Here is a 955-nt window from a genome sequence, read left to right on the forward strand (position 1 = left end):
AATCGGGAAGACAGGATTCGAACCTGCGACACCTTGGTCCCAAACCAAGTACTCTACCAAGCTGAGCTACTTCCCGAGTTAAATAGAAAAAATGCACCCTAGAGGATTCGAACCTCTAACCGCCTGATTCGTAGTCAGGTACTCTATCCAGTTGAGCTAAGGGTGCTCATTATTATATGCCGAGGACCGGGATCGAACCGGTACGATCGTTTCCAATCGCAGGATTTTAAGTCCTGTGCGTCTGCCAGTTCCGCCACCCCGGCCTCTCTAAGCGAACGACGGGATTCGAACCCGCGACCCCCACCTTGGCAAGGTGGTGTTCTACCACTGAACTACGTTCGCATCGACCTCTTCTAGTTCTAATGCCGGCTACATGACTTGAACACGCGACCCTCTGATTACAAATCAGATGCTCTACCAACTGAGCTAAGCCGGCTAATTTCTACTATGCGGGTTAAGGGACTTGAACCCCCACGCCGTTAAGCGCCAGATCCTAAATCTGGTGCGTCTGCCAATTCCGCCAAACCCGCAAATATGACCCGTACTGGGCTCGAACCAGTGACCCATTGATTAAAAGTCAATTGCTCTACCAACTGAGCTAACGAGTCTAAAATAACTTCCGTTATCTTACGGTCCCGACGGGAATCGAACCCGCGATCTTCGCCGTGACAGGGCGACGTGATAACCGCTACACTACGGGACCTATATGGGAGTTAACGGGATCGAACCGCTGACCCTCTGCTTGTAAGGCAGATGCTCTCCCAGCTGAGCTAAACTCCCTAGAGCTAAGCGACTTCCATATCTCACAGGGGGCAACCCCCAACTACTTCCGGCGTTCTAGGGCTTAACTGCTGTGTTCGGCATGGGTACAGGTGTATCTCCTAGGCTATCGTCACTTAACTCTGAGTAATACCTACTCAAAATTGAATATCTATCAAATAATTAGAAAAACCAT

At 50.2% G+C, this 955-nt stretch carries 9 tRNA genes and 1 rRNA gene; all 10 read right to left on the reverse strand.

Going from position 1 to position 955, the window contains the following annotated elements:
• Positions 1–2: 2 nt before the first annotated feature.
• Positions 3–76: transfer RNA gene (locus D8805_RS09920), tRNA-Pro, on the reverse strand.
• Positions 77–92: 16 nt separating this feature from the next.
• Positions 93–166: transfer RNA gene (locus D8805_RS09925), tRNA-Arg, on the reverse strand.
• Between the two features lie 11 nt (positions 167–177).
• Positions 178–263: transfer RNA gene (locus D8805_RS09930), tRNA-Leu, on the reverse strand.
• 7 nt (positions 264–270) lie between these two features.
• Positions 271–342: transfer RNA gene (locus D8805_RS09935), tRNA-Gly, on the reverse strand.
• Between the two features lie 21 nt (positions 343–363).
• Positions 364–436: transfer RNA gene (locus D8805_RS09940), tRNA-Thr, on the reverse strand.
• A gap of 12 nt (positions 437–448) precedes the next feature.
• Positions 449–530 (reverse strand) — tRNA-Leu (locus D8805_RS09945).
• 5 nt (positions 531–535) lie between these two features.
• Positions 536–608: transfer RNA gene (locus D8805_RS09950), tRNA-Lys, on the reverse strand.
• Between the two features lie 22 nt (positions 609–630).
• Positions 631–703: transfer RNA gene (locus D8805_RS09955), tRNA-Asp, on the reverse strand.
• Positions 704–707: 4 nt separating this feature from the next.
• Positions 708–780, reverse strand: a tRNA-Val gene (locus tag D8805_RS09960).
• Positions 781–784: 4 nt separating this feature from the next.
• Positions 785–900: ribosomal RNA gene (gene rrf, locus D8805_RS09965) — 5S ribosomal RNA — on the reverse strand.
• Positions 901–955: the final 55 nt, after the last annotated feature.

It is taken from the genome of Streptococcus oralis subsp. dentisani, assembly GCF_003944205.1.
Taxonomy (GTDB): Bacteria; Bacillota; Bacilli; order Lactobacillales; family Streptococcaceae; genus Streptococcus; species Streptococcus oralis_BH.